The organism is Nonomuraea sp. CX421 (assembly GCF_059358955.1).
The window spans coordinates 94324-114623 of the sequence record NZ_JCADBK010000015.1; the positions used below are offsets into that span (position 1 = coordinate 94324).

The 20300-nt window shown below is 70.4% G+C and carries 24 protein-coding genes; 11 read left to right on the top strand and 13 right to left on the bottom strand.

Annotation, left to right across the window (positions count from 1 at the left end; all coding sequences use genetic code 11):
- Position 1: 1 nt before the first annotated feature.
- From AC5L3X_RS25305 to AC5L3X_RS25320, 4 genes are all read right to left on the bottom strand, one after another.
- A complete protein-coding gene (locus AC5L3X_RS25305) occupies positions 2 to 1828 on the bottom strand; it encodes an ABC transporter substrate-binding protein (protein ID WP_494860101.1) in 1827 nt (608 codons plus the stop codon).
- 162 nt (positions 1829 to 1990) lie between these two features.
- Complete coding sequence (locus tag AC5L3X_RS25310; protein WP_494860102.1) at positions 1991 to 2989, bottom strand: zinc-binding alcohol dehydrogenase family protein; 999 nt, start codon at positions 2987 to 2989, stop codon at positions 1991 to 1993.
- Positions 2974 to 3723 (bottom strand): aminotransferase class IV, encoded by a 750-nt coding sequence (locus AC5L3X_RS25315; protein ID WP_494860104.1) that lies wholly within the window; start codon positions 3721 to 3723, stop codon positions 2974 to 2976. Before AC5L3X_RS25315 ends, AC5L3X_RS25310 begins: the two co-directional genes overlap by 16 nt.
- Positions 3724 to 3732: 9 nt before the next feature.
- The gene (locus AC5L3X_RS25320; protein WP_494860105.1) at positions 3733 to 4938 is read right to left on the bottom strand and encodes a M20 metallopeptidase family protein; all 1206 of its coding nucleotides are present in this window, start codon (positions 4936 to 4938) and stop codon (positions 3733 to 3735) included.
- Between the two features lie 60 nt (positions 4939 to 4998).
- On the opposite strand from AC5L3X_RS25320, the gene AC5L3X_RS25325 reads away from it, so the two are divergent.
- Both AC5L3X_RS25325 and AC5L3X_RS25330 read left to right on the top strand, forming a co-directional pair.
- Positions 4999 to 5778, top strand: coding sequence for an HAD-IIA family hydrolase (locus AC5L3X_RS25325; protein WP_494860106.1), 780 nt, complete (start codon positions 4999 to 5001; stop codon positions 5776 to 5778).
- A gap of 55 nt (positions 5779 to 5833) precedes the next feature.
- Complete coding sequence (locus AC5L3X_RS25330) at positions 5834 to 6463, top strand: hypothetical protein (RefSeq protein WP_494860108.1); 630 nt, start codon at positions 5834 to 5836, stop codon at positions 6461 to 6463.
- Here AC5L3X_RS25330 and AC5L3X_RS25335 read toward each other — a convergent pair.
- Positions 6420 to 6893 (bottom strand): NUDIX domain-containing protein, encoded by a 474-nt coding sequence (locus AC5L3X_RS25335; protein WP_494860110.1) that lies wholly within the window; start codon positions 6891 to 6893, stop codon positions 6420 to 6422. The two genes, AC5L3X_RS25330 and AC5L3X_RS25335, sit on opposite strands and share 44 nt — an antisense overlap.
- A 77-nt stretch (positions 6894 to 6970) precedes the next feature.
- On the opposite strand from AC5L3X_RS25335, the gene AC5L3X_RS25340 reads away from it, so the two are divergent.
- Together AC5L3X_RS25340 and AC5L3X_RS25345 are read left to right on the top strand one after the other, a co-directional pair.
- Positions 6971 to 7897, top strand: coding sequence for an acyl-ACP desaturase (locus tag AC5L3X_RS25340; RefSeq protein WP_494860111.1), 927 nt, complete (start codon positions 6971 to 6973; stop codon positions 7895 to 7897).
- A gap of 129 nt (positions 7898 to 8026) precedes the next feature.
- Positions 8027 to 8590 carry an NADPH-dependent FMN reductase gene (locus AC5L3X_RS25345; protein WP_189125345.1) on the top strand — a complete coding sequence of 188 codons (564 nt, stop codon included), beginning with the start codon at positions 8027 to 8029 and terminating at the stop codon, positions 8588 to 8590.
- A gap of 1 nt (position 8591) precedes the next feature.
- On the opposite strand, the gene AC5L3X_RS25350 is transcribed toward AC5L3X_RS25345, so the two are convergent.
- Positions 8592 to 9284: a GntR family transcriptional regulator gene (locus tag AC5L3X_RS25350; protein ID WP_494860112.1), complete on the bottom strand. Its 693-nt coding sequence runs from the start codon at positions 9282 to 9284 to the stop codon at positions 8592 to 8594.
- A gap of 438 nt (positions 9285 to 9722) precedes the next feature.
- On the opposite strand from AC5L3X_RS25350, the gene AC5L3X_RS25355 reads away from it, so the two are divergent.
- Both AC5L3X_RS25355 and AC5L3X_RS25360 read left to right on the top strand, forming a co-directional pair.
- Entirely contained in the window at positions 9723 to 9860 is a 138-nt protein-coding gene (locus tag AC5L3X_RS25355) for a hypothetical protein (protein WP_494860113.1), read from the top strand.
- A gap of 112 nt (positions 9861 to 9972) precedes the next feature.
- Positions 9973 to 11166 carry an NAD(P)/FAD-dependent oxidoreductase gene (locus tag AC5L3X_RS25360; RefSeq protein ID WP_494860115.1) on the top strand — a complete coding sequence of 398 codons (1194 nt, stop codon included), beginning with the start codon at positions 9973 to 9975 and terminating at the stop codon, positions 11164 to 11166.
- A gap of 40 nt (positions 11167 to 11206) precedes the next feature.
- On the opposite strand, the gene arfB is transcribed toward AC5L3X_RS25360, so the two are convergent.
- Positions 11207 to 11614, bottom strand: coding sequence for an alternative ribosome rescue aminoacyl-tRNA hydrolase ArfB (gene arfB, locus AC5L3X_RS25365; protein ID WP_189125348.1), 408 nt, complete (start codon positions 11612 to 11614; stop codon positions 11207 to 11209).
- A gap of 140 nt (positions 11615 to 11754) precedes the next feature.
- On the opposite strand from arfB, the gene AC5L3X_RS25370 reads away from it, so the two are divergent.
- Positions 11755 to 12537 carry a hypothetical protein gene (locus AC5L3X_RS25370; protein WP_189125349.1) on the top strand — a complete coding sequence of 261 codons (783 nt, stop codon included), beginning with the start codon at positions 11755 to 11757 and terminating at the stop codon, positions 12535 to 12537.
- Here the strand turns inward: AC5L3X_RS25370 and AC5L3X_RS25375 are convergent.
- The gene (locus AC5L3X_RS25375; protein WP_189125350.1) at positions 12521 to 12820 is read right to left on the bottom strand and encodes a helix-turn-helix domain-containing protein; all 300 of its coding nucleotides are present in this window, start codon (positions 12818 to 12820) and stop codon (positions 12521 to 12523) included. The two genes, AC5L3X_RS25370 and AC5L3X_RS25375, sit on opposite strands and share 17 nt — an antisense overlap.
- Positions 12821 to 12976: 156 nt before the next feature.
- Between AC5L3X_RS25375 and AC5L3X_RS25380 the strand changes: the two genes are divergently transcribed.
- From AC5L3X_RS25380 to AC5L3X_RS25395, 4 genes are all read left to right on the top strand, one after another.
- Entirely contained in the window at positions 12977 to 13795 is an 819-nt protein-coding gene (locus AC5L3X_RS25380) for a hypothetical protein (protein ID WP_494860117.1), read from the top strand.
- Positions 13792 to 14373, top strand: a complete 582-nt coding sequence (locus AC5L3X_RS25385) for an HAD family hydrolase (RefSeq protein ID WP_494860118.1) — start codon at positions 13792 to 13794, stop codon at positions 14371 to 14373. The genes AC5L3X_RS25380 and AC5L3X_RS25385 overlap by 4 nt, the downstream gene beginning before the upstream one ends.
- A 90-nt stretch (positions 14374 to 14463) precedes the next feature.
- Complete coding sequence (locus tag AC5L3X_RS25390) at positions 14464 to 14589, top strand: hypothetical protein (RefSeq protein WP_494860119.1); 126 nt, start codon at positions 14464 to 14466, stop codon at positions 14587 to 14589.
- 29 nt (positions 14590 to 14618) lie between these two features.
- A complete protein-coding gene (locus AC5L3X_RS25395) occupies positions 14619 to 15848 on the top strand; it encodes a cytochrome P450 (RefSeq protein WP_225262947.1) in 1230 nt (409 codons plus the stop codon).
- 70 nt (positions 15849 to 15918) lie between these two features.
- On the opposite strand, the gene AC5L3X_RS25400 is transcribed toward AC5L3X_RS25395, so the two are convergent.
- From AC5L3X_RS25400 to AC5L3X_RS25420, 5 genes are all read right to left on the bottom strand, one after another.
- Positions 15919 to 17337, bottom strand: coding sequence for an MFS transporter (locus AC5L3X_RS25400; RefSeq protein ID WP_494860120.1), 1419 nt, complete (start codon positions 17335 to 17337; stop codon positions 15919 to 15921).
- Positions 17338 to 17398: 61 nt separating this feature from the next.
- The gene (locus tag AC5L3X_RS25405) at positions 17399 to 17998 is read right to left on the bottom strand and encodes a TetR/AcrR family transcriptional regulator (protein WP_494860121.1); all 600 of its coding nucleotides are present in this window, start codon (positions 17996 to 17998) and stop codon (positions 17399 to 17401) included.
- A 57-nt stretch (positions 17999 to 18055) separates the two neighbouring features.
- Positions 18056 to 18700 carry a biliverdin-producing heme oxygenase gene (locus tag AC5L3X_RS25410; RefSeq protein WP_494860123.1) on the bottom strand — a complete coding sequence of 215 codons (645 nt, stop codon included), beginning with the start codon at positions 18698 to 18700 and terminating at the stop codon, positions 18056 to 18058.
- A gap of 203 nt (positions 18701 to 18903) precedes the next feature.
- Positions 18904 to 19743, bottom strand: coding sequence for an alpha/beta hydrolase (locus AC5L3X_RS25415; protein WP_494860125.1), 840 nt, complete (start codon positions 19741 to 19743; stop codon positions 18904 to 18906).
- Positions 19744 to 19851: 108 nt separating this feature from the next.
- Complete coding sequence (locus tag AC5L3X_RS25420) at positions 19852 to 20076, bottom strand: hypothetical protein (RefSeq protein WP_494860126.1); 225 nt, start codon at positions 20074 to 20076, stop codon at positions 19852 to 19854.
- Positions 20077 to 20300 lie beyond the last annotated feature (224 nt).

Sequence of the window (20300 nt, forward strand, 5' to 3'; positions counted from 1 at the left end):
TTTACGACTTCGACTTGATCATGCCGGTCTGGATCCACACGCCGGACAGGAGCACCTTGGCGCCGGAGCGGAGGATCTCGTCGTCCGTGGGCCAGCCGGTGAAGCGGCTGTTGTTGACGAACTGGTTGTTGACGTAGTCCCAGAGCTGGATGACCGGCAGGTCCTGGTTGGCCGCCTTGGCCAGCTGCGCCATGATCGGCTTGGCCTCCTCCTCGGTGGAGGAGTTGAGCTTGGCGGTCAGCTCACCGGGGTTGACCTTGGTGCCGTCGACCTCGATCTCCTCGGGGCCGCCCATCCAGTTGCCGTTCTTGCCGGCGGGGGAGTGCGAGACCTTGCCCGCGATGTTGTTCCAGCCGTTGGAGCGGCCGTACAGACGCTGGTAGATGTCGTACGGCGCGGGGCCGAGCGCCATCAGCCAGAAGCCGGCGTCGTACTTGCCCGCGTCCAGCTCCTCAAGGTAGAGCGGGAAGTCGGCGGTGGTCACGACCTCCGCGTCGATGCCGACCTTGATCAGCTGGCTCTTGATGTTCTCCTGGGCCGACAGCCAGTCGGAGAAGCCCGCCGGCGCGTGCATGGACACCTTCCACGGCTTGCCGTCGGCCAGGGTCCACTTGCCGTCCTTCTTCGTCAGGCCGGCCGCCTCGAACTCCTTCTCGGCCTTCGCGACGTCGGTCTTGTACGGCTCGAGCGCGCCCAGCGTGTCGGGGATCCAGGCCTGCGCGGCCTTCTGGTGGATGCCGGTGGTCGTGACGGCCGCCGTGCCGCCCTCGGGAGAGGCGACCTTGGTGACCTCCTCGCGGTTGATCAGGTGGGCCAGGCCCCTGCGCACGTGCACGTTGTCGTACGGCTTCTTGGACTGGTTGAACGCCAGGCCCACGGCCACCGGCGAGTAGCCCTTGATGACGTCGCTGCCCGGCGCGGCCTTGATCCGGTTCATCACGTCGGTCGGGGCGGCGACGAACGCCGAGTGGTCGAGCTTGCCGGCGGTCAGGTAGTTCCAGATCTGCTCGTTGCCGGTGTAGTTGAGGAACTTCACCTGGTCGGGGGCGACGTTGGCGGCGTTGAAGAAGTTCTTGTTCTTGACCAGCAGCGCCTCGCCCGGGTTGACCCGCTCCAGCACGAACGGGCCGGCCGAGACGTCCTTGGGCGGCGCGAAGGCGAGCACCTTCTCGCCGAGGGCCAGGATCTCCTCGCGCGCCTTCTCGGCGTCGGCGCCGTCGCCTCGGGAGGCCTTGAGCTTGTCCCAGAAGTCGGCGGGCAGCACGCTGGACCACACGTGCGCGGGCAGCACGATGGTGTCGAACACGCCCCGGGCGAACTTGGGGCTGGGGTTGGCCATGTCCTGCGTGATCTTCAGGGTCGCGTCGTCCACGACGGTGACCTCGGCGGCGGCTCCCGCCGCGCCGGGGGTGATCGAGAACGCCGTGCTGCCCTGCGTGTAGGCGACGCCGATGGAGAACTTGACGTCCTCGGCGGTGACGGGCTTGCCGTCGGACCACTTGGCGTTCGGCTGGAGCTTGAGGGTGATGGCGGAGTTGTCGGGGGCGATCTCCCAGCTCGCCGCGATGCCGGGGAGAGCCTGGTTGGGATCCGTCAGATGGTTCTTGACCCAGGCGATGTTCATCGCGTTGTAGCCGACGAACGAGTTGCCCTTGGGCGCGTACGGGTTGGCCGGGGCCGACTGCTCAAGGCCGGGCCTGTTCACGTCGATCGTGGTGAAGAGCCCGCCGCCACCGCCCGAAGAGGACTTGTTGGTGGTGCCGCCGCCGCTGCACGCGGTGACGGTGGCGAGGCCCAGCAACGCCACTGCCGCTGCTAGTCGCTTCATAATGCCGCTCCGGGGGATGTCGGACCTGTTAAAGATCTGTGGGATTGACCGGACCCTACGGTCGCGCCAGGGGTGCGTCAATAATCTCCAGACGTTGTGAGGTTAATGTAACTTTCCTTCATCTCCTCGCACAATGGCGCTCGGCTTCACGGTGCTGGGAGGTCAGGTAAAGAACAGGACGGCGGCACCGCTGACCCGGTCGTCGGCGAGGTCGGTCAGCGCCCGGTCGGCGGATTCGAACGGGTAGGGCGTGATCGTCACGTGTGGGGGACGGGTGAGCGCCACGTCGAGGTAGGCCCGGCCGTCGTCACGGGTGTTGGCGGTCACGCTCCGCAGGGTCCGCTCTTGGAACAGATGCCGCTGGTAATTCAGTTGAGGGATGTCGGTGAGATGGATCCCCGCGACTGCCAGAGTACCCCCGCGTTCGAGTGCTTCGAGCGCAGCTGGTACGAGGGTCCCCACCGGCGCGAACAGGATCGCCGCGTCCAGCGGCTCGGGCGGCTCTGTGGCGCCGGCGGAGGCGGCTCCGAGCTCCAGCGCGAGCTCCCGCGCGGCCGGGGCCCGGGTCACCACGTGCACGGTCGCGCCCTGGGCGATGGCGGCCTGGGCGGTCAGGTGCGCCGAGGCCCCGAACCCGTAGATGCCGAGCCGTCCCCCCTCGGGCAGCTCGCAGCGGAGCAGCGCCCGGTAGCCGATGATCCCGGCGCAGAGCAACGGCGCCAGCCGCTCCGCCGGAACGTCCTCGGGCAGCGGGTAGGCGTAGGCGGCCGGGACCGTGAGGTATTCGGCGTAGCCGCCGTCCGCGTCCCAGCCGGTGTAGGCCGAGAAGGGGCACAGGTTCTCCGACCCGCGCAGGCAGTAGCGGCACGCGCCGCACGTCGACCTCAGCCAGGCGACTCCGGCCCGCGACCCCAGCGGCAGGCCCTCGCCGCCGACCACCCGCCCCACGACCTCGTGGCCGGGCGTGGTGCGCGGCCGGCGCGGCGGCAGGTCGCCCTCCGCCAGGTGCAGGTCGGTACGGCACACGCCGCACGCCTCCACCTTGACCAGCACCTCGCCCAGGCCGGGCTCGGGGATCGACCGCTCCTCCATCACCAGGGGCCCGGTGGCCATCGGCCCCGGCTCGGCCACTGCCCACGCCCGCATCAGATCGGATCCCACGGCGTCTCCTCATACTTTCCGATCAGCCGCGCCATGATGTCCTCGTCCACCTTCAGCGCGAGGTCGTCGACGCGGCCCACCGGCACGACCCCGATCGAGTTGGCCAGGAACACCGCCCGGTGCGCCGGCAGCTCGGCGACCGTGAGCGGCCGGCGCACGCTCGGCAGCCCGCGCTCCAGCAGCCGCATCGTGACGCCGCGCAGCATGGGCGCGTCCGGCCAGACGATCCGCTCGCCGTCGAAGCAGCCCAGGTTGGTGATCGCACCCTCGGAGATGCGGCCGTCGGGACCGACGAGCAGCGCCTCGTCGTAGCCCGCCGCCCGGGCCCGCTCGCCCAGGTGGAGCTGGGGGAAGCCGCCGAGGTGCTTGAGGTGCGGCAGGAACCGCCGGTAGGCGGCCGAGACGACGGCGCGCGGCGTGCTGGCCACCTCGGCCGGGGGCGTCGCCGTGGCGATCACGCGGACGCCGCCCCGCTCGGCCACGATGACCCGCACGCTCGCGTCGGGCTCGCCGCCGAGCGCCGCCCGGACCGAGGCCAGGACCAGCTCGCGGTCGAGGGGCACGCCGAACAGCTCGGCGTTGGCTTCCTCCAGGCGGTCGAGATGCAGGTCGAGGCCGCGCACCCGGCCCCGCCGCACCTGCATCGCGGTGAAGTGGCCGTAGCGCGCGGCCATGGCCAGCCCCAGGTCGGCGGCGTCTCCCGGGCGGCCGTCGACGGCGACGCGATCGATCACCAGCCCAGCCTACGGAACGGCCAGCCGCGACATCGCCAGCGACGCGTACAGCGCCGCGCCGTCCGGCAGGACGGAGTCGTCGAACCGCGCCTCCGGCGAGTGGTTGTAGGGGGCGGAGGCCGGGTCGAGGTCCGGCGGGCAGGCGCCCAGGAAGACGAACGCGCCCGGCACCTGCTCCAGCACGTACGAGAAGTCCTCCGAGCCCATCACCGGCTGCGGGGAGACGAAGTAGCGGCTGGGACCGAACAGCTCGTCGGCGGTCCGCCCGGCGAAACCGGCCTCGTCCGCGTCGTTGACCGTCACCGGGTAGCCTCTGCCGAACGACGCCTCGACGTCCAGCCCGTGTGCCGCCGCGATGCCCTCGACCACCTCGACCAGCCGCCGCTTCACCAGCTTGCGGTTGCCGGGGCTGAACGTGCGCACCGTCGCCTCGAAGTACGCCTCGTCGGGGATCACGTTGTCCACAGTGCCCGCGTGGAACTGGCCCACGGTCACCACCACCGGATCGAACACGTCGAACGTCCTGGTGACCATCGCCTGCAGCGCCGACACCATCTCGCAGCCGGCCTGGATCGGGTCGAGCGCGCGGTGCGGGGAGGACCCGTGCCCGCCGCGCCCCTTGACCGTCACGGCGAACACGTCGGCCGCCGCCATGATCGGCCCCGGCCGTGAGGCGAACAGGCCGGGCGGCAGCATCGCCGAGACGACGTGCATGCCGTACGCGGCGACGGGCCGGGCGCCCGCCGCGTCGAGCACGCCCTCGCCGATCATGTGCTTGGCGCCCTCGTGCCCTTCCTCTCCCGGCTGGAACATGAAGATCACGTCGCCGGCGAGCCGCTCGCGTTGCGCGCTCAGCAGGTGCGCCGCGCCCGCCAGCATCGCGGTGTGCAGGTCGTGGCCGCAGGCGTGCATCTGACCGTCGATCCGCGAGATGAACGGCAGGTCGTTGCGCTCGGCGACGGGCAGTGCGTCCATGTCGCCGCGCAGCAGGACCGAGGGCGCCTCCCCGTCGCCGCCCGCGCCCCCGCGCAGCACGGCCGTGACCGAGCTGAGCGTCGTCCCCGTGGTGATCTCCAGGGGGAGGCCGTCGAGTGCCTGGAGGACCTTCTCCTGCGTGCGCGGCAGGGTGAGGCCGACCTCGGGCGTCGTGTGCAGCGAGTGGCGCAGCCGGACGAGCTCGTCCCGCATGTCATGGGCGGATTCGGTGAACGACATGGGAACATTGTTCATATACCGGGTACGGATCAGGCAACCCCCGATCGCTACGATGGTGCGGTGACTGAGCGTAAACAGATCGACTACTGGTTGTCCGACATGGACGGCGTTCTGGTGCACGAGGGCAGGCCGGTCCCGGGCGCCGACGAGTTCATCAAGCGGTTGAGCGACTCGGGCAAGCCGTTCAGGGTGCTGACCAACAACTCGATCTACACCCAGCGCGACCTTTCGGTACGCCTGGCCGCCGCGGGCCTCCACGTGCCGCCCTCGTCGATCTGGACCTCCGCGCTGGCCACCGCCGAGTTCCTGGACGACCAGCGGCCCGGCGGCTCCGCCTATGTGATCGGTGAGGCCGGGCTGACCACGGCCCTGCACGACGCCGGCTACGTGCTGACCGACCTCGACCCCGACTACGTGGTGCTGGGCGAGACCCGGACCTACAGCTTCACCCAGATCACCCGGGCGATCCGCCTCATCGAGGGCGGCTCGCGATTCATCGCGACGAATCCGGATCCGGTGGGGCCGTCCACCGAGGGCTCCCTTCCCGCCTGCGGCGCCGTCGCCGCGCTGATCACCAAGGCGACCGGCGTCGAACCCTACTTCGTCGGCAAGCCCAATCCCCGGATGATGCGCGGCGCCCTCAACAAGATCGAGGGTCACAGCGAGACCACCGCCATGATCGGCGACCGCATGGACACCGACATCGTCTGCGGCATGGAGGCCGGGCTCTACACCATCCTCGTGCTCACCGGCGTCACGCGGCGGCACCAGATCGACCGCTTCCCCTTCCGGCCCTCGCTGGTGGTCGACTCGGTCGCCGATCTCATCGACCTGGTCTGAGCCTGGCCGCCATACCTGACGGCGGCTGACGGGTATGGGTGGCAGGCTGGCCCCCATGAATCGCGTCTACCTGGAGTTCGGCCCCAAGAAGGTTTTCGCCTGCTCGCTGGACTGGCCCGGCTGGTGCCGGGTGGCCAAGGGCGAGCAGCCGGCCGTCGACCTGCTCACGGACTACCTGCCGCGCTACCGCGTGATCGCCGAGCGGGCCGGGCTGACGTTCGAGCCGGGCCCGCCGGAGATCGTCGAACGGGTGCCGGGCGGAACGAGCACCGACTTCGGCGCGCCGGAGGCCAGGCCCGAGGCAGACCACGAGCCGCTCGACGCCGAGCGGGCCGGGCGTGACGTGGCGGTGCTGCGGGCCGCGTGGGAGCTGTTCGACGAGGTCGTGGCGGTCTCGCCGGAAGAGCTGCGCAAGGGGCCACGCGGGGGCGGGCGCGACCTGACGAAGATCTATCACCACGTCGTCGACGCCGAGCGCTCCTACGCCCGCAAGGTGGGTGTGCGGCACAAGCCGTACACCTCGCGCCAGGACCGTGACGCGATGCGCGACGAGCTCGCCGAGGTGCTGTCACGCCCCTGGGAGCCGCCCGCGGTCACCGCCTGGCCGCCCCGCTACGCCGTGCGCAGGCTCGCCTGGCACGTCATCGACCACCTGTGGGAGATTGAGGACCGCCGGGAGGGATGAGGCCGGGCAGGGCCGTGATGGTGGCCGACAGGTAGTCGGCGACCGGCTCCGGCACGACGTGCCGGGAGGTGATCTCCGAGCGGCGCAGCGGCAGCCGGACCACCTCGTAGTGCCCGCGCGCCGGGTCCTCCAGCTCCGGGCCGTGGCGCAGCGCCGGATCCAGGGCGACCAGGCGGCAGCCGTACACGTGCTGGGTTTTGATCCCGCCCCGCCAGGGGTAACTCACCGTGGTCAGCGGGGTGACACCGGAGACGGTGGCGCCCAGCTCCTCGAGGAGCTCCCTGTGCAGGGTGTCCTCGAGCGTGGCGTCCTCCGGCTCGACGTGACCGCCCGGCACCGACCAGTAGACCTGGCGGCCGGGCACGGTGCGCCGGAAGATCATCAGACGCTCGTCGTGATCGAGCAGGACACCGCGGACACTCGGTCGCATAGGGGCACTTTATTGGACGGCGGCCGTCCTCGGGTAGCCTAACCTACGGTGCCGTAACCTGAAGGAGAGGATCTTCTATGGCGATGTCTCAGACGGAGCTGCTGCACGAGCTGGAGCCCGTGGTGGCGGTGGAGATCGACCGTCATCACAAGATGTCCAAGGAGTGGTTCCCGCACGAGTACGTCCCGTGGAGCGAAGGCCGTGACTTCGACGGCTTCTACCAGGGCGAGGCCTGGCAGGAGAGCGACTCCAAGATTCCCGAGGCCGCTCGTGTCTCGCTCATCGTCAATCTCCTGACCGAGGACAATCTGCCCAGCTACCACCATGAGATCGCCACGACGTTCGGCCGCGACGGCGCGTGGGGCACGTGGGTGCACCGCTGGACCGCCGAGGAGGACCGGCACGGCACGGCGATCCGCGACTACCTGACCGTGACGCGCGCGGTCGACCCCGTCGCGCTGGAGCGGGCCCGCATGACCCACATGGAAGCCGGCTACATCACCGACTACGGGACCATGCTCCAGCAGTTGGCCTACGTCTCCTTCCAGGAGCTGGCCACCCGCATCGCGCACCGCAACACCGGCAGGGCCTCGGGCGACGAGGGCTGCGAGCGGCTGCTGGCCCGCATCGCCGCCGACGAGAACCTGCACATGCTCTTCTACCGCAACCTGCTCAAGGCGGCCTTCGAGCTCGACCCCAACCAGACCATGCGGGCCGTGACCGATGTCGTCACCACCTTCCAGATGCCGGGCTCCAGCATCGAGGGCTTCACCCGCAAGGCCATGATCATCGCCCATGAGGGCATCTACGACCTGCGCCTCCACCTCGACGACGTGCTGATGCCCGTGCTGCGGCAGTGGGCCGTCTTCGACAAGACCGGCCTCGACGCCGAGGGTGAGCGGGCCCGCGAGGAGCTGGCCGCGTTCCTGGCCAAGACCGAGACCACGGCCGCCAGGTTCGTCGCGCGCAGGGAGGAGCGAAAGGCACGCGCCGCCCTGCGCTGACCGGAGGGCGTCGTCGCCGGCGCCCTGATGAACCCGGTCGCCTCTTGACCAGCGGCTGGTCTTGGTCATCCCCGACATCGGGCAGGTTTCCGACATCGGGCACACATCGAGACCCTGCGGGAGTAGAGGGTGCGAATCATTGGAATTGCCGCCAGCCTCCACGCAGGGTCCTTCGTCAACCGGCTGCTCACGGCGGTGGGCCGCGAGCTGCCGCCCGGGGTGCGGTTCGGCTGCTGGCGGCACCTGGCCGAGGTGCCGCCCTACGTTCCCGGGCCGCCGCCCGAGCCGGTGGCGGGGCTGCTCCGGTCGCTGGACGAGGCCGACGGGCTGGTGCTGACCGCGCCCGAACACAGCCTGCTGCCCGCCGAGCTGACCCACACGCTGGGCTGGCTGTCGGCCTTCGGGGCGCTCGCGGGCAAGCACGCCGCCGTGATGAGCGCCAGCGCGCGGGCCTGCGGCGCCATGTGGGCGCAGGCCGAGCTGTACAAGGAGCTGTCCGCCGCGGGAGCCGTGGTGATGGGCGGTGAGCTGGTGCTCTCGCCCGTCTGCCCGCACTTCGACGAGAAGGGCCGGCTGGTCGCGTGCTACCTGCGTGACCAGGTGCTCGATGTGATCCGCCAGCTCTGCCCGGTGTCCGTCGGCCAGCCGGTGTTCGGGGACTCCGCTCGCAGAGAGCCGGCCTTCTCGGCCTGACTCAGGCAGGGGCCTCGCCGGACGGCTCACGTTCGAGCCGCGTCCGGGTGCGTGCGATGTGGCCGCGCAGCAGCGCCCCGGCCTGGTCGCCGTCGCCCTCTTTCAGCGCCATGTAGATGAGGTAGTGCTCGGCGCGCATCACCTCGTGCTCGTCGTCGCCGGGTCGGACCGTGTCGGCGTACGCCCGGCGTACATGCTGTGTGGCGTTCCAGAAGTCGCTGACGATCCGCCGCAGCCGGGGCGGGGCCCCCTGGTAGCAGGCGAGGTGGAACTCGCGGTCGAGCTGGAGGACCGTCTCGGGGTTGTCCCAGCCGGCCTCGATGTCGGTGTGCAGGTCGCGGAGCCGCCGGAGCTGTGCCTCGTCGAGTCGGGGCGCGCTGAGCTCGATCGCGAGCGGTTCGAGGCGTTCGCGCATGAGGTAGATCTCGCTGACCTCGGTGATGTCGAGTTTCGCGACCCGGGCGAAGCTGTTGGGCGTCAGGTGGACCAGGCCCTCGCTCTCCAGCTGCCGGAGCGCCTCGCGTACGGGGATGCGGCTCACGTCGAGCACGCCGGCGATCTGCTCCTGCGGGATGCGTTCGCCGGGAGCGAGCAGTCCGCTGACGATCGCCTCCCGGATCGCCCGCGTGACGAAGTGGCTCAGCGACTCGCCTGCCTGACGCCGTGTCCGCCACTCCTGCGCGTCGGATGCCATCGCTCTCCGTTCTCTCCGCAGCCCGGTCACTTCTGGATAATTGGATCCTACATTCGCTCACCAAGGGCTGGCTCGACCGCCGTCGGCGACCTCTCCCGTAACGAAGGGCGCCAGAGTCAACGGCGGTGCGGCGATGGACGAACAGTCGCCTCCGCGGGGGACGGCAGAGTTGTATCCAATAACGTCGAAACAGCCGCTTGACTGGCCTCTCAGGGGATGAATAGGATCCCATTATACGATTACCGAGGTCTATCAGGAATGGGTCCGGCCTTGCCGCCCCTGCTGCGCGCCCATCACGGCGGCACAGTGGCATCCCGCACGCTGGACAGCGCTCGTGGACCACCGACGAAGTACCCGGAGCACATGGTGAACGAGGGGCGCAGGCGCTCCGCCCGGAGGAGGTCCCGGCCACGATGACCGTTCGGCGCCTGGATCTGGATGCGACCGGCCACCTCCGGCGACGGCGAGCCGGCGCCCATGTCCGAGCCCGCCGGGCGCAACGCCCGTCACGCCGTGACCGAGGAGCTGCGCCGCCACGGCGTGACCGAGACCTTCGGCCAGGACTCCCCGGAATGACCCATCCCTTGTCGCGCTGGTCAGCGACGTGGAGACGACCACGGCGGGCCGTTCGACGCCCCCGTCCTGGGCCACATGCGTTTCCATCCTGCGTATACGGAGGTAAGGCGAGATGTCAGATATTTTGATCATTGGTGGCGGATTCGCTGGGGTGTGGAGCGCTCTGGCCGCCGCCCGGTTACGCGATGAGCACGGTGCCGACCTGACGATCACCATGGTCACCCCGGGCGACGATCTCGTCATCCGCCCCCGCCTGTACGAAGCCGACCCGGCGGCGCTGCGGGTGCCGCTGGAACGGATTCTGCACCCTGTCGGGGTCAACCGGCTGCCCGGGATCGTCACGGCCATCGACGGCGAACACCGCTCGGTCGCCGTCACGCACGGCGACGGGCACACGGAGCGGCTGGGCTACCGCCGCCTCATCCTGGCCAGCGGCAGCGCCCTGCGCCGGCCGGACCTGCCCGGCGGCGAGCATCTGTTCGACGTCGACACCCTTGCCCGCGCGGTCGCCCTCGACAGCCATCTGCGCGCGCTGCCGGCCCGGCCCGAGGGATCCGGCCGGTTCACCGCCGTGGTCGTCGGGGCCGGCTTCACCGGCCTGGAGGTGGCGACCGAGCTGGTGGGGCGGCTCCGCGCGCTCGCCGGATCGGCCGCCCACGAGGTCCGTGTCGTGCTGGTGGAGCGAGCGGCCATGCTCGGGCCGGAGCTCGGCCCGGGGCCGCGTCCCGTCATCAGCGCCGCGGTGGAGGAACTCGGCATCGAGGTCCGTCTCGACTCGAGCGTCGCGTCGCTCGACGCCACCCACGTCCACCTCACCGACGGGACGGAGCTCTCCGCGCACACCGCCGTGTGGACGGCCGGCATGGCGGCGAGCGCTCTCACCCGGCACATCCAGGGCAGCCATGACGGCCTGGGCAGGTTGCGCGTCGATCGGCACCTGCGGGTGCCGGAGTCACCGGAGGTTTTCGCCGCCGGAGACACCGCGGCCGCGATGGCGGACCCCGACCATCCGACCCTGCAGAGCTGCCAGTACGCGATTCCGCTCGGCAGGTACGCCGGCCACAACGCCGCGGCCGACCTGCTCGGGCGTCCCTCCCTGGCGTTCGCGCCCCAGCCCTACGTGACCTGTCTCGACCTGGGGGCGGCCGGCGCCATCCTCACCACCGGATGGGAACGCTCGGTCAAGCTCACCGGTGACCGCGCCAAGGACCTCAAACGCACCATCGTGGAAGAACGCATCTACCCGCCGCTGGACGACGTCACCGAGCTCCTGAACGCCGGTGACCCGGAGCGCCTCTGGACGTGACCTGCGCGGCCCCACTCGCCTGAGGCGCCCACGGTGTGGATCAGGGGTCGCGGCGCAGGCGCTTCAGGTCGGCGCGGTGCTTCTTGGCGACGATGCGGCGCTCGACGGCGCCCCGGCTCGGCTTGGTGGGGCGGCGGCGCTTCGGCGGCGGGGCGATCGCCTCGCGCAGACGCTGGGCCAGCCGCTGCTCGGCGGCCTCCCGGTTGCGTAGCTGGGAGCGGTGCTCCGAGGCGGCGATCGTGATGACCGGCGCGCCCAGGCGCTCGATCGCGCGGGCCTTCAGGGCCGGAGACAGGGCGGTGCTGGCCGCCACGTCGAAGGTGAGCTCCACCCGGCTGTCGGTGGTGTTGACGCCCTGCCCGCCCGGACCGGACGAACGCGAGAAACGCCAGACGAGCTCGGCGTCGGGAACGACGACCGAGTCGTTGACGATCAGCGGCCCCGGCATGGTGGCGTGCTCCTGTCGTGGAAGGCGCGTGGTGTGAGTTTCACCGTATCTGGCGGACATATGTGACAGGCAACAGCATTTCCATTGCCCATCATCGCTGCGACTATGGAATCCAACATCCCGCACGGAGGGCGGATTCCATGCAGGAGGTCACCCCCGGGCAGGTGGGGCTCACGGTCGGGCTGGCCATGGTCTCCGCCATCGGATTCCTGCTGCTGCGCTGCCAGGGCAAGGGGCGGCCGTTCGGGCCCGCCGGCCGGCGGCTGGCGGTGGCGATCGTCATGCTGACAGGGCTGGTGTCCGCTTCGGTCGCGCTGGTGGGCGGCATCGTGCTCGACCAGTATCTGTCCACCTTGCTGGGCGCGGTGGCGCCGAGCGGCCTGTGGTTCAGCCAGGTCCGGGCCGGCGAGCCCGAGCGCCGTACGGTGGGCAAGGAGATGGCGACGTTCTGGCTGGTGTCGCTGCTCGCCCGGCTGGACCAGGCGATGGCCGAGGACCAGCGGGTCTGGTGCGAGAGACGGGTGGACGACTCGTGGAGCGTCTACGAGCTGAGCCTGGCCGCCATCCGCTACCACGAGCGCATCTGCGACCGGCTCGCGCCTGAGCAGCGTCGCAGGGAACGGGTGCACGCCCGGCTGGAGGCGATCGAGCGCAGGCTGGACGTGGCGGCGCTGATCGAGGACGGCGCCTCGCGTTCCAAGGTGGTCACCGCCCTCGGCGGGTCGCGGCACACGAAGCTGGCCAGGTACGAGCGCTATCTCCACGATCTGACCCGGTTGCACGGGATCCTGCGGCACGACGCCGAGAACGACCTGCTGCGGTTGCTCGCCTCGGCCTACCGGGCCGGCCATCGGTCGCTGCCCAGGTACGTGCCGCCGTCACGGTCGCGTACGGTCATCGAGCCGGTCAGTCCGCACCCGTGAGCCGCGCACCGGAGCCGAGGTCGGCGGAGTCCTCGGCGTCGCTCAGGGTGAGGTCGAGCCGGGCGCCGAGCGCGGCGACCACGGCGCCGAGCGTGCGGAGCGTGAGGTTCTCGTCGCCGGACAGGATCTGGCTCACGCGGCCGGGCGAGACGCCCATCGACATGGCCAGGTCGGCGCGGGTTATCTTGTGCTCGCGCATATACCAGGTGATCTCGTCGACGACGTCCTGGGCGAGGCCGCCCGGACCCGCCCCCTCGTCCCGCGTGCTCCGGCGGAAGGCCATCTCGGCTCGCTCTCAGCCTCGGTTGCTCAGATGCCTCTACTTTAGCTCTACCTAAACCTTTAGGCAAGCCTAAAGGTGGCTCGAATGGTTGACGGCCGAACGCGGGCGGCGTATGCCAATATCGCCTGGACAATCCGGGGTGAGTGGGGAGGCGCTGTGGCGGGCATCGTCGGCGTGCACGGGATCGGCAAGTACAAGTACTACCTCGACGCCGGCGGTTCGGTGACCGGGGCGGCGGAGGCCATGCGCCTCAAGTGGGACCGCTACCTGGGGGTGGCGCTCGGGGGAGAGCCCCGCCCCCGCTTCAGCGAGGTCGCCTACTTCGCCCACCACCTGCACGACCGCAAGCCGGCCGAGGGACCGCGGGCGCTCGCCGCCATGGACGCCCCCGCCCACAAGGTCCTCGTCGAGTGGGCCGGGCAGCTCGGGATGGGCGAGCACGTCACCGGGGCGCTCAAGACGTTCGCGGGATGGCTGCTGACCAGGCTCGACAGCCGGTCGGCGGCGTTCGCCACGCTGTTCGCGCCGGAGGTGGCGGCCTACCTCACCGACCCGGTGAAGCGCGAGAGATCGCGCCAGACCGTCGCGGCGGTCATCCGGAAAAATCAGCCTAAGGTGGTGGTCGCCCATTCCCTCGGCAGCGTCGTGACCTACGAGGCGCTCTGGGCCAACCCCGACCTGCGGATCGACCTGCTGCTCACTCTCGGCAGCCCGCTGGGCATGCGCAACGTCGTCTTCGAGCGGCTGCTGCCCGCCCCGATCAACGGCCGCGGCGGACGCCCCGCCGGGGTCAGGCGCTGGGTGAACATCGCCGACAAGGACGACATCGCGGCCATCCCGCCCGATCTGTGCGACAGCTTCACCGGCGTCGACCTCACCGAGCTGGTCAACCTGGACTGGATCGACTTCCACACCGTGGAGAAGTATCTGGCCTGCCCCGCGATCCCGCCGCATCTGCGACCCTACCTGGCATGACATGGTTCATCTTCGACTACGGCAGCGTCCTTTCCCTGCCCCAGTCCGACCGTGACGCCGAGGCGATGGCCCGGGCCGTCGACGTCGACCCCGCGGCGTTCAGCCGCGGCTACTGGGAGCACCGGCTGGAGTTCGACCGTGGCTCGCTGACACCCGCCGGCTACTGGTCGGCGGTGCTCGGCAGGCCCGTCTCCCACGGCGAGCTGGCCCGCCTGGTCGCGATGGACGTGGCCAGCTGGGCCTACCCCGACGAGGGCAGCGTCGCCCTGCTCGGCGAGCTGCTGGCCGGAGGAGGCGACGTGGCGCTGCTGTCCAACGCGCCCGTCTGCCTCGCCGACGGCCTGGACGAGCTGCCGTGGATCGCCGCCATCGAGCGGCGCTTCTACAGCGGCCGGATGGGCCTGGTGAAACCGGACCGGGAGATCTTCGACGAGGTGGCCCGCGAGCTCGACACCGATCCCGCCGACGTCGTGTTCATCGACGACCGCCCCGAGAACATCGAGGGCGCCCGGCTGGCGGGCATGACCGGCGTCCACTACACCTCGGCGGCGGCCCTGCGCGAGGCACTGCCCGTCTGAGCAACCAGGCGCGGCGGCCCACCGTCCCGTGACGTGGTCCGCCGGGCCTTGCGGCTACCTCGTCGAACGGGTGGGCGTCGGCTCGGGGAGATGCTGGGCGACCTGGTGACCAACGCCCTCACCCACACGCCGCCGCCGCCCCGGACACTCCCGATCCGGACGGTGCGCCCGTCCGGCCCGGAGCGCACCTCGACCGCCTACTCGAACCTGGGCTGAACCCCATGGGAACGTGCCAGGATAGGCGGGTGGACATCGACCTCGCTGATCTGGATTTCTGGCGCAAACCACTTAAAGAGCGACACGAGGCGTTCGCCCGGCTCAGACAGCTGGAACATCCGGTGTTCTTCCCGGAGAAGAAGGTGCCGCTCCTGCGCTCGGGCAAGGGCTTCTACGCCCTGGTACGCCATGCCGACGTGGTCGAGGCCAGCCGCAACGCCAAGGTGTTCTCCAGCGAGCCGGCCGTGACCAACCCCGAACCTCCGGGCTGGATCAAGCAGGTGTTCGGCGAGTCGATGGTCAACATGGACGACCCGCGCCACGCCAGGCTGCGCCGCATCGTCACCCGCTCGTTCAGCCCCCGCATGCTGGCCGGTCTGCAGAGCGACATCGAGACCGCGTGCGCCCAGATCGTCGACGACGTCGTGAACGACGGGCCGCGCGACTTCGTGGACCAGGTCGCGGCCAGGCTCCCGATCCACGTCATCTGCGACATGCTGGCCATCCCCGACGAGCTGCGCGCCAAGGTCCACCAGCACGTCGACATCTCCACCGCCTACACCGGCGTGCGGCCGAGCCTCGCCCGCAGCGTCCAGATGGCCGGCCAGAACATGCTGGCCCTGCTCGCCCTCCAGCGCATGGTCATCAAGCTCGGCCACGAACGCGTCACCGACCCCCAGGGCGACCTGATCTCGCTCCTGGTCACCGCCAACCCCGATGGCGAGAAGCTCACCGACAAGGAGCTCGGCTCGTTCTTCGCGCTGCTGCTGGTGGCGGGCAACGAGACCGCGCGCAACACGATGGCCCACGGCATCAAGCTGCTCACCGACAACCCCGCGCAGCGCGAGCTGCTGACGAGCGACTTCGACGCGCACATCAACAACACCATCGAGGAGATGGTCCGCTACGTCTCGCCCATCATGCAGTTTCGCCGTACGGTGACGCAGGACCACTCCCTGCGCGGCCTGGAGCTGAAGAAGGGCGACAAGGTGGTGCTCTTCTACGGCTCGGCCAACCGCGACGAGAGCGTCTTCCCCGACGCCGACAGCTTCGACATCACCCGCGACACCAAGCCCCACGTCGGCTTCGGCGGCCCCGGCCCCCACTTCTGCCTCGGCGCCAACCTGGCCAGGCAGGAGATGCGCACGATGTTCCGTGAGCTGCTCACCCGGCTGCCCGGCATCCGCTCGGTCGGTGAGCCCGAGCTGCTGCTGTCCAACTTCGACAACAGCGTCCGCAGCCAGGCGTTCACCTTCTGACCACGACCTGACCACGACGCGTCCGCGACCTGAAGGCCACGCGTGACCTGTTCGCCACGCGACCTGACTCCTACGTGTCGGCGACGCGCGGCCGGTCAGGCAGGTCCTGGGGGGCGAGGACGTTGGCCCGGATCGTGAAGAACGTGATCGCCGCGGAGACGAGCATCATGGCCGCGCTGATCAGCATCGCGGCCTTGAACCCCGCGTCGAACACCTGCGGCTGCCTGAACGCGTCACCCACCAGGCCGACCAGTGGCGGCACGGCGGCCACCGCGAGCAGGCTGCCGGTGCGCGCCACCGCGTTGTTGACGCCGCTCGCCGTGCCCGCGTAGCGCTCGTCGGCGCTGGCCAGGACGGTGGCGGTCAGCGGCGCCACCGCCGCCGCCAGGCCCAGGCCGAACACGGTCACCGCGGGCATGACCAGAAGCAGGTAGGACGCGCCGGGGCCGATCGTGCTCATCCACAGGAAGCCGACCCCCGCCGTCAGGATGCCGGCCGTCATCGGCCAGCGCGGCCCGTGCCGCTTGGCCACCTCGCCGGCCCGAGGCGACAGCAGCAGCATCAGCACGGTCGCCGGCAGCAGCGCCGCCCCGGCCGCGACCGGCGAGAACCCCGACACCACCTGCAGCTGCACCACCAGCAGGAAGAACACCACACCCATCGCGGCGTACATGATCAGCGTGACGATGTTCACGGCCGTGAAGACCCGGTCGCGGAAGATCCCGACGGGCACCAGCGCGTCGGGCGACCGCCGTCTCTCGACCGCCACGAACGCCGCCCCCAGGAGCACGCCGGCGACCAGGGGCACCGGCGCGCCCCCCTCGATCAGCCCGTAGGTGATCCCCGCCAGCGCCAGCGCGGCCAGCACCGACCCGAGCACGTCGAAACGGCCGACGGCCTGCTCGTCGCGGCTCTCCGGCACGTGCCGCACCGTGACCAGCACCACGAGCAGCGCGAACGGCAGGTTGATCAGGAACGCCCAGCGCCAGCCCGCCGTCTGCACCAGCCAGCCGCCGAGCAGCGGGCCCACGGCGCTGGCCACCCCGCCCAGCCCGGACCAGACGCCGACCGCCCGCGGCCGGTCACCCCGGACGAACGACGCCTGGATGATCGCCAGCGAGCCCGGCGTCAGCAGCGCGCCGCCGATCCCCTGCAACGCGCGGGCGGCGATGAGGAACTCGATGTTCGGCGACAGCGCGCACAGCGCGGAGGCCAGCGCGAACCAGACCGTGCCGATGACGAACACCCTGCGCCTGCCGTAGCGGTCGCCGAGTGAGCCGCCCAGCAGGATCAGCCCGGCGAGCGTGAGCGTGTAGGAGTTGATCGTCCACTGCAGCCCGGCCATGCCGCCGCCGAGCTCCTCACCCAGGAACGGCAGGGCGACGTTGACCACCGTGCCGTCGAGCATGGCCATGCCGGAACCGAGCACCGTGGCGGCCAGGATCCACCGGCCCCGTGCCGACCTGAGCTCGACCTGCTCGTTGCGCATGGGCCCCATCCTGTCACCGTCCTACGACAGGAACGGGCCCGCCTTCGCCCGGCCGCCGCGCTCAGGAGACGTTGCCGAGGGCCCTGAGCACGAAGCCCGACACCAGCTCGTCGGCCTTCTCGACGGAGACCGTGCCGTTGATCAGGGGCAGCCGCTCGGCGCCGATCACCGCGAAGATCATGCGGGCTGTGGCCGCGACCTCGGCCACCTGGAAGTCACCCGATGCCACGCCACCCTCCAGGATCTCCACCAGGATGCGGTGCATGGGCGCGACGTGCTCGGCCAGCCGCTGGTAGGCGTCGGGGCCGAGGGCCGCGCTCAGGTCGGCCGCCCCCGGATGCGGGTGAGCCACCAGGCCCGCGAGCTGCAACCGCACGAACGCGCGCAGCCGGTCGGCGGGAGAGGCGCCGGCGGGCAGCTCCCGCTCGTAGCTTTCGATGAAGTAGTGGGTGACCCGCTCGGTGAAGGCGAGCAGCAGGGTCGCCTTGTCCGGATAGTAGTTGTAGAGGACGGTCCGGGTGATGCCGGCCTCGCTGGCCACGTCGGTCATCGAGATGGAGTCGATCCCCTGCGCCCTCGACAGGCGCGAGACCGCCAGCAGGATGCGGTCGCGCGTCTGGGCGCGATGCTCGCCGATCGTGGCGGCCGAGATGCGGGGCATAGGCCCATGGTAGGCCGGAGGACCGGACCGCGGCCGTCGATCCGCCTCCGGCCGGTTTCAGGCGGCGGCGTTGAGGACGTGCCGGAGCTCGGTCAGCACTTCGGTGTTGAGCTGGTAGGCGAGCTTGACCTCGCGGATGATCCGCTGCCGCTCCTGCTCGTCCAGCTCCAGCGCGTCGAGCCGGGCGCGGTACTCGTTCTTGAACCGGGGCAGGCTGCCGATCTCGTCGAACACGTAGAAGTCGACGCCGCCGTCGCCCTTCTGGTAGCCGTAGATCTTCTGCAGCTCCATCCGGATGAACTGGCCGCCCGACAGGTCGCCCATGTAGCGGGTGTAGTGATGCGCGATGTAGCCGCCCGGCCAGTCGGCGACCTGGTGAATCCGAGCGACCAGGGTCTGGGTGGCCTTGGACGGCGTGATCCGGTCACGCCAGCCCTCGCCGTAGATCGTGACCAGGTCTCGCTCCAGGGCCGGCTCACGGTAGAGCTCGGGGAAGACGAAAGGCCCGGCCACCGGATGATCGGCCAGTGTCCGGGAGACACCGTCGAGCGCCACATAGGCGAAATAGTGCTGAGCGACCAGCTCGCCGTACTCGTGCGCGCTCAACCGGCCGCCCATCAGCTCCGTCAGGTAGCTCTCGCCCTCGGCCGACTCGTGGTCGCTCCAGGTGGCGTGCTTCAAGGCTTCGGAGAACGGCGTCACACTTCACCCCAGGGCGTTCGGTAGTTTTATGACACAGTGTCACAAAGCTCCGCCGACGACGTCAAGCCGATGACGACACTACGTCATTAAACTCTTCCCCAGCATCACGGCGGTCACACGAGGACCGGCGACGCCGGTGGCATGAGCGGATGTGGGGGCCGGGCGCGCGCCGGCCCGCCAGGCGCCAGGACCGGCGAGCCAGGTCAAGCGGGGGTCACCTGGCTGGAGCGGCCGAGGGCGATCAGGGTGAGGTTGCGTAACGAGGGTGTGCCGGCGGCGAAGTAGTCGCTGTGCCCGATGGCTCCGGTCTCGAAGATCCTCGCGCTCTGGCTCAGGGGATCGCCGCCGAAGCCGAGCGGCCCGGCCTTCAAGCCGGCCACCCATCTGATCCAGTCGTTCGCCCCCAGCCCCGCCCACAACCTGACGGGAGACCGCTCGGCCTCCGTCGCCTCGACCGGCGCCGTCCTCGGCCTGTCCCGCTCCGTCTCCGTGCCGTCGGCCTGCACCCTCGCGCTCGGCGCCGGCTCGGGCATGGTCGTCGCCGGTACGGTCGCCGGGAGCGGCCCAATGCCCGGGCTGCCGAACACCGCCAGGTCGGCGACCGGCAGCCCGGGGATGGCCTTGGCGCAGACCACCGACCCGTAGCTGTGGCACAGTAACGCGATCGGCGCGGCCGTCCGGGTGCGCAGGTCGTGGACGGTGCGCCGGAGCGCCGTGGCCCCCTGGCCGGCCGCCGCGTCGGTGACGGCGCCCAGACTCCACGTCGGTGGCGCGTCGTAGCCCAGCCAGGCGACCACGGCCAGGCGGTCGCCGGGGGCCACCCGGGCGGCTTCCGCCAGCACCGCCCGCGCCGCGCCGCCCGGCCGCTTGGTGTCCTCCTCGAACGTCTTGACCGTGGTGTCGGCGCCGGGCACGATGATCGCCACCCGCTCGGCCGTGGCCAGATCTCCGTACACCCTCACCAGACGCCCGCTCTGCTGCCCGGGCAGCGCCAGGACCGCGCCGAACACCAGCAGACCCGCTGCCGCGACGTGTCGAAACATGTGCTCGAAGGTACGAAGAGCGGCCGTGCGCCCGCATCACCGCAGGGGTTGAACCTCGCCGTAGTACCGGAGGGGGACGCGGGGCGATGCGGCCCGTTCAGGGACCGGTCACCAGGCCGCCCGGATCTCTGGCGGGGACCCCAAGAGCTTCGGATCAGGAGATCCGTGGTGGATCAAGGAGGGAAGGATCACCGGCGACCGGCAGACGCCGTTCAACCAGGCCAGGCCCAGCCGCTGAGTCAGGAACAGCTCGGCCACGACGTCCTCGGCCGTGGCCTCGTCAGGCGGCCCCTCGTGCGGCGGCGGCGCCGATCGCTCCACCGCTCGTTGCATCGCGAATCGCATATCTCTTCCATGCATACTTCGCTGTCCAGGTTGCTTCCTGAGGCGGCATCCGCCGCGCCTCCGGCACGTAGGGGGCGAACTCGCTGTTGAGCCGCGGAGGACGCTCCAGGCCCACGGCGATGTTGACCTCCTCGAACCGGTCGGCGACCGGATCCAGTCGTCGACCGTACGGCCTGCCCGTCGATCGCGCACTTTCCGGACGGTGTCCCGCG

Bases quoted from the DNA above. Each gene is read 5' to 3' on its own strand.
- AC5L3X_RS25320 (WP_494860105.1), bottom strand. From the start codon at position 4,938: ATGTCGTTCACCGAATCCGCCCATGACATGCGGGACGAGCTCGTCCGG.
- AC5L3X_RS25370 (WP_189125349.1), top strand. From the start codon at position 11,755: ATGCAGGAGGTCACCCCCGGGCAGGTGGGGCTCACGGTCGGGCTGGCC.
- AC5L3X_RS25385 (WP_494860118.1), top strand. From the start codon at position 13,792: ATGACATGGTTCATCTTCGACTACGGCAGCGTCCTTTCCCTGCCCCAG.
- AC5L3X_RS25330 (WP_494860108.1), top strand. From the start codon at position 5,834: ATGAATCGCGTCTACCTGGAGTTCGGCCCCAAGAAGGTTTTCGCCTGC.
- AC5L3X_RS25420 (WP_494860126.1), bottom strand. From the start codon at position 20,076: ATGCAACGAGCGGTGGAGCGATCGGCGCCGCCGCCGCACGAGGGGCCG.
- AC5L3X_RS25305 (WP_494860101.1), bottom strand. From the start codon at position 1,828: ATGAAGCGACTAGCAGCGGCAGTGGCGTTGCTGGGCCTCGCCACCGTC.
- AC5L3X_RS25375 (WP_189125350.1), bottom strand. From the start codon at position 12,820: ATGGCCTTCCGCCGGAGCACGCGGGACGAGGGGGCGGGTCCGGGCGGC.
- AC5L3X_RS25405 (WP_494860121.1), bottom strand. From the start codon at position 17,998: ATGCCCCGCATCTCGGCCGCCACGATCGGCGAGCATCGCGCCCAGACG.
- AC5L3X_RS25335 (WP_494860110.1), bottom strand. From the start codon at position 6,893: ATGCGACCGAGTGTCCGCGGTGTCCTGCTCGATCACGACGAGCGTCTG.
- AC5L3X_RS25400 (WP_494860120.1), bottom strand. From the start codon at position 17,337: ATGCGCAACGAGCAGGTCGAGCTCAGGTCGGCACGGGGCCGGTGGATC.
- AC5L3X_RS25340 (WP_494860111.1), top strand. From the start codon at position 6,971: ATGGCGATGTCTCAGACGGAGCTGCTGCACGAGCTGGAGCCCGTGGTG.
- AC5L3X_RS25355 (WP_494860113.1), top strand. From the start codon at position 9,723: ATGCGACCGGCCACCTCCGGCGACGGCGAGCCGGCGCCCATGTCCGAG.
- arfB (WP_189125348.1), bottom strand. From the start codon at position 11,614: ATGCCGGGGCCGCTGATCGTCAACGACTCGGTCGTCGTTCCCGACGCC.
- AC5L3X_RS25415 (WP_494860125.1), bottom strand. From the start codon at position 19,743: ATGTTTCGACACGTCGCGGCAGCGGGTCTGCTGGTGTTCGGCGCGGTC.
- AC5L3X_RS25390 (WP_494860119.1), top strand. From the start codon at position 14,464: ATGCTGGGCGACCTGGTGACCAACGCCCTCACCCACACGCCGCCGCCG.
- AC5L3X_RS25360 (WP_494860115.1), top strand. From the start codon at position 9,973: ATGTCAGATATTTTGATCATTGGTGGCGGATTCGCTGGGGTGTGGAGC.
- AC5L3X_RS25350 (WP_494860112.1), bottom strand. From the start codon at position 9,284: ATGGCATCCGACGCGCAGGAGTGGCGGACACGGCGTCAGGCAGGCGAG.